Origin of the sequence: Dietzia sp. B19 (genome assembly GCF_014145155.1) — a bacterium.
Taxonomy (GTDB): Bacteria; Actinomycetota; Actinomycetes; order Mycobacteriales; family Mycobacteriaceae; genus Dietzia; species Dietzia natronolimnaea.
Window position 1 is genome coordinate 1 of the sequence record NZ_JAALED010000574.1, and the last position, 5,076, is coordinate 5,076.

2 protein-coding genes are annotated in these 5,076 nt (G+C 63.3%); one reads left to right on the forward strand and one right to left on the reverse strand.

The genetic code is table 11. The features are described 5' to 3' along the window. The coding region (locus G6020_RS16400) for a hypothetical protein (protein WP_182611320.1) at positions 1-3,796 on the forward strand (3,796 nt) is incomplete at its 5' end. 93 nt (positions 3,797-3,889) lie between these two features. Here G6020_RS16400 and G6020_RS16405 read toward each other — a convergent pair. Beyond that, the coding region (locus tag G6020_RS16405) for an IS1380 family transposase (RefSeq protein ID WP_241732788.1) at positions 3,890-5,076 on the reverse strand (1,187 nt) is incomplete at its 5' end.

The window sequence follows — 5,076 nt, forward strand, 5'->3', positions numbered from 1 at the left end:
GCTCAGCTATGGGAGACACGCCCTAGCCGACGTCGCGGTCAACGACGTCTCCACGGCCCTCGCCGGAATCTACGCAGCCCCGAAGAGGTTCGAGGTGCCTGGCCTCGATGACAAGGAGCTCCAGCTTGTTGGTGCGCAGGTGCCCGCAATCGCTGGTGCGCTTAGGAATCTGCCGTCCAAGTCGCTGTATCGGCGACTTGTCGTCGTTGACCTCCTCGCACGAACCGGGGCAACCGTGGAGACGCAGTTGGACGAATGGGGATGCCTTGCCTTGATTTGGAGGAACCTCATCGGTCGGACCGGGGGTAGCAGTTCCGGCGCCGCCCGGACTGATTCACTTCTCGCGATGAGTGAGGTTGCGCTCGATCTGCCTGAAGCCAACCGGTCCTACCCTCGGCCCGACGCGGCTGCGCTGGATGCGCTCCGTGATGACCTACTCGTTGCACCCGAGAACCTGCTCAAAACTCAGCCTGAGTTCGCGCATGATGAGATTCGACGCTTCGCTACTGCGGTTCGCTTGGCGCGCGCCGAGTCCATTGCTGAAACCTTGAAATCGTCCGGGCCTGCCAGGTGGTCGATGTCTGCCGCGAAACTCGCGTGTGAGGGCACGCTTTCGGGGGCGGCGGACCCACATGCCAAGCTCGCTGAGATAGTGGCCGAGTTCGTTGACCTTGGCGACGCCTCGACCCTTCGGTGGAAAGATGTACCGCTCGAGGCAGCGCTCGAGATGCCGAATGCGTACGATCTTTTACACACGATGTTCAGTGCTGACTCTTCGAAGGCGGAGGAAAAACTCGCCAAGTTCATTCGAGTGGTGTCGCTTCAACAGCGGCGGGACGAAATGGTCGACGTTACTCGAGGGGAACCCGTTGCACGTCTCGTGGTCGATCAAGTCGAGCAGCCGTGGAGCTCCAACGACAACACGTTCCAGTTTCTTACCGACTGGCTCAGCTCTGCACTCGTCGAGCGTCTGCCGGAAGGCAACGCAACCCGGATAGCGCTCAAGGAACATCTACTCGAGCATTGGCGGACTCACCACCCGTCGGCCACCGCAGAACCTGGGACCGAACAGGGCCCGCAAGACACCGAGGACCAGGTCCCCTACTATGCCTCGAATGCTTATGCGAAACCGCAAACGCATCCGCGAACTCGTAGGCTGAGCTACGGCATCACCCAGGACCGGTACGTGCAGTTGTTCGCGCTCCTCGGCCCTGACATCGACGAGGACGTACGTGCCTGCCTCGACCAAATCGCGACGGAGTCCCCGTCGCGACTCAAGGCAGCGGTCGACCTTGGATGGAGCGCTTGGGGACTCGGGCAGTACGACCCGATTCTCCTGTTGGAACTGACGGAGGCCTACTACATCGACACGTCCCCCCGAGGCCGGATGAAGTACTGGAACGGTATCCGTAGTCATCAGGCAGGTAGATTCGGGGCACTTGCGAACCATAACTATGGGTCATTCTGGGTCCTCACGCGGATGTGCGAACCTGCCGAGTGGATTTCTGTCGTTAACCGGATGATGAACCACGCGGCCAAGATTCGGTGCCAAGCAGACGATGGTTCAGGCGTCGCCGAGAGCTCTCAGTTGGTCTTGGCAATCGACGGCACCGCACGCACCTACGTCGGAGACAACGGTGTATGGGGCTGGTATCGCGGAAACACCCGCGGGCCGTACCCGTGCATGAGCGCCCTTCAGACGGTTGAGCGGTGGTTTGACCAGCAGGTTGCACACGGAGTTTCACTCCCTGCTGTGGCAGCCATGCTTCTCGACGGTTGTGAGAACCTCGCCGTTCCTGGCCTCGTCGTCGGCGCAATTATCCGTCACCTCGATGCCGACCCGACGGCGCTGGACCCGTTCATCGTTGAACCGCTTGTGTGGTGCTTCGAAGAGGAGCGTGTGAGCAGGGAAGCAATTGGATTCATGCGCGCGCCAGACGACGGCATCACGAGACCCGAACGTCGCACGTTGTTCCTGCGCGAACTCCTGAGCGTCCTAGTTCTTCGAGCTGACCCCAGTCGCCGCGCGGAGTTCAAGGATATGGGAGCCCAACTCGTGGCAAACACTGCCCGGTTCGATGCTGGCGGCGCAACCGTACGTAGATGGGCCGCCGTTCTCGATGCCGAGAACATGACGACCGAGTCTGTGGAGGGAGGCGTCCTCCTGTCGGTCAAGCAACCCGATGACCTGGAGGAAGAGCTTGCGGCGATGCGCGCCGACTCAGCGCGCGCAAGTCTGCTCATCGGGATCCAGAACAAGTACTGGATTCCCGCCCGTCAGAAGGGCGAGGGGTGGGAGCCACCGACGCCGAGCGAGGTTGCTGAGGACCTGGCACTGGTCAAGGACCTAATCAAGGATCCACCGGTCCTCGCCGCCTCAGACCCAGATCTAGCTCTTGCGTATATTGCCGCGGCGGCTGTGAAGAGCGCGGCTGCGGGACATCCAGAGGCGTTCGGGGACGAGGCGCCCTTCGCCATCGCTTCTGTGCTGAGCATTCTTAGCCAGGCGGCGGCCATCAGTGACGAGGACTACGGCGATCTCCACTTCGAAAGCGACATAGGGACCCGAGCCGCGGCTGCAGGCGCACTGCCACACATGCTACTGCCCGAAATTGCTGATTACATCCTCGCCGCAGGGGTTACCCCAGGTGATATCGCTGCAGGTGCAGCACCCCTGGGGCACCTGGCTGCGACAGATACTTGCTTGTCGTTCGCCCGCAACTGTGACGTCGTCTGGGTGCACGCGTGCATTGGCGAGCCGTGCATTCACAAGATTGCGTACCAGTGGGCCCTCGACCTGGCCCGAGCTTGCGAGATCGGTCATTTCGACGAGGAGTTGCAGCAGAACCCTCGTGTCGCTATCACAGGCGACTTGATGGCCCGGGTTCCAGAAATTCCGCCGGACCGGCTAGACACGCCTCGCTTGAGCGCAACGATCCGAGCTGTTGGACGGGCAGCGGCGTCGAATGCCTGCATCGCGGAAACGGCACAACACGACCTCGAAGAGCTCCTCAAGGCACAGGCGAAAGCGATGGTGGATCAGGAGACGTCAGGAGACGCGTACTTCATCGACGACCACGGCGCCCAAACAGTTGCAGCGGCACGAGCCCTCCTTCACAACCATGCGCGTCCCGGGGGCACGGGCCTGCTGCGCAAGTACATTACATCGCTCGTTCCTGCGAGCCACGTTTTCAGCGCGTTCCTCCGCGATCTGGCTGCGGTAGGGGCGGAGACGCAGGAACTCGCTGACACGGCGCGAGCGGCTTGGCCGACCGTGTTTGCTCACGTACTCGACCAGGTAGAGGTGCATAGGACCCTCTACGAGCGCAGCGATACCTTCAGCGACTACGCGTTGAGCCATCTCCTTCCCAACTTGGGGGGGACGCCGGAGCCTTTACACAACGAACTCGGCCAATTCACCTTTGAATGGGTTGCAGCGGACCAGCTTGTTGAGCTCATCCCGAGATGGCTCCCTCACGCTGCCGGAAGGACCGGTTGTCTTCACGAGCTGATCCTGTTCCTCCAGCAGGTTCCTATAGTGACGCAGGTTAGCGCTGGACTGGCCTGGCTCAGTGAGTTGTGTCTATCGAGGCCGGACAATCAGGTGCCCACCTACGCGCCGATGAATGAGTGGTTGGTAAAGCTCAAGCCAGAAGCCGACACACGGGGCGCGGGCGCGACCTGGCTCGAACTGGTCGACGCACTCGTGTACGCCGGCAACAAGGCCCTAGCCTCGGTCTTTCACGGGCCGGTGACTCAAGCCGCTGAACGCACGTCAGTGAGCTGTTCGGGCTGATTTAAAGGGCGGGGCATGGTTGAGGCCCGGCTGTCGCGCCGGGTGTGCGGGTTCCGGGGGTCCTTCGGGGTCGTCGGTGCAGAGGGTCGGCGGTCAGCCGAACGCGGTGCGTATTCGGTGCCAGCCTGCGGCGATGGCGGCGGCCCAGCGCCAGGTCTTGTCGATGCGTAGTCGGGTCTGTCGGGCGCTGCGGGTGATGCGGGCAGCCACGTGCAGCACTCGGTAGCGGAACGCGGCGATCTCGCAGCGGGCCAGCACTGGGTCGCCATCAAATGCGATGAGTTTGGTCCAGGCGATCAAGTCGGTGGCCATCATGACGACCTCGAGCCAGGCGGCGTTCTCGTTGAACCCGCGGCAGGGCAGGTTGCGTAGCCCGGTGGCTTTGGCCTGTCGGATACGGTCTTCGACTCGGGCGTGCTGGCGGTGACGCAGTTCCAGGCCGGCGATATTGCCGCAGACCACTCCGGGTGGGGTGTCGGTGAGGAACGCGGTGATGCGCATGCCGTCCGAGTCGGTGAACGTCAGCTGCGCCCCGGGGTGCGGCCGTTCTTTGCGCAGTATCAACCGTGATCCGTCTGGCCAGGCCGACAGGTCGATGTTGGCGGTGACCTCGGCTACCCAGGCACCGTTCCGGATTCCGCTATCGGTGTCGATGGCCGGGGACCAACACTGCTCAGGGATGCCATCGACGAATTTCTTGATACGAAAGTCCACCGGGAACCCGAAGGAGAACCCGACCCCACGCTCGCGGCAAGCGGCCGCAAACGCTCGGGTGGCGCCAGCCGAATCCGAGCGGGCCAGCACCTGTGGGCCGCCGGGATTGCCGGGGATGGGACGCGCATGTGCAGGGAGCGAGGCCAGAGCCATGTCCAGGACCTGGATGTGGTCGGCCGCGGTGTTCGAACCAGCATTGCCGGGACGTAGCAGCCCGCCCAGTGCCTCCCCGCCAGCAATGTCGGGCCGATCCAGAAACGCCAGCAGCGGGTGGAACCCGAAGGTGCGCTTCCAGGTCGCGGCCGCGTTCTCCTTCTCGCTATGGGCGACGGTGATCGTGGCATCCAGATCGATGCACAGTTCCTGACTCAAATCCGGGCCGGCGCCCGCGGCCCACGCCGCCTGCCGGGCTGCCGCCCGCGCGGCGCGCACCGCCGGAAGGTGCTCGGCGTCGACTCGGTCCAGCACCCGCCACGCCGTCGGCATCGAGGCGACCGGACCGAACACGCCCTGGCGATCACCCAGGACCCCGATCCCGGTGATCGCGTCCGCGCCATCGGCTAACA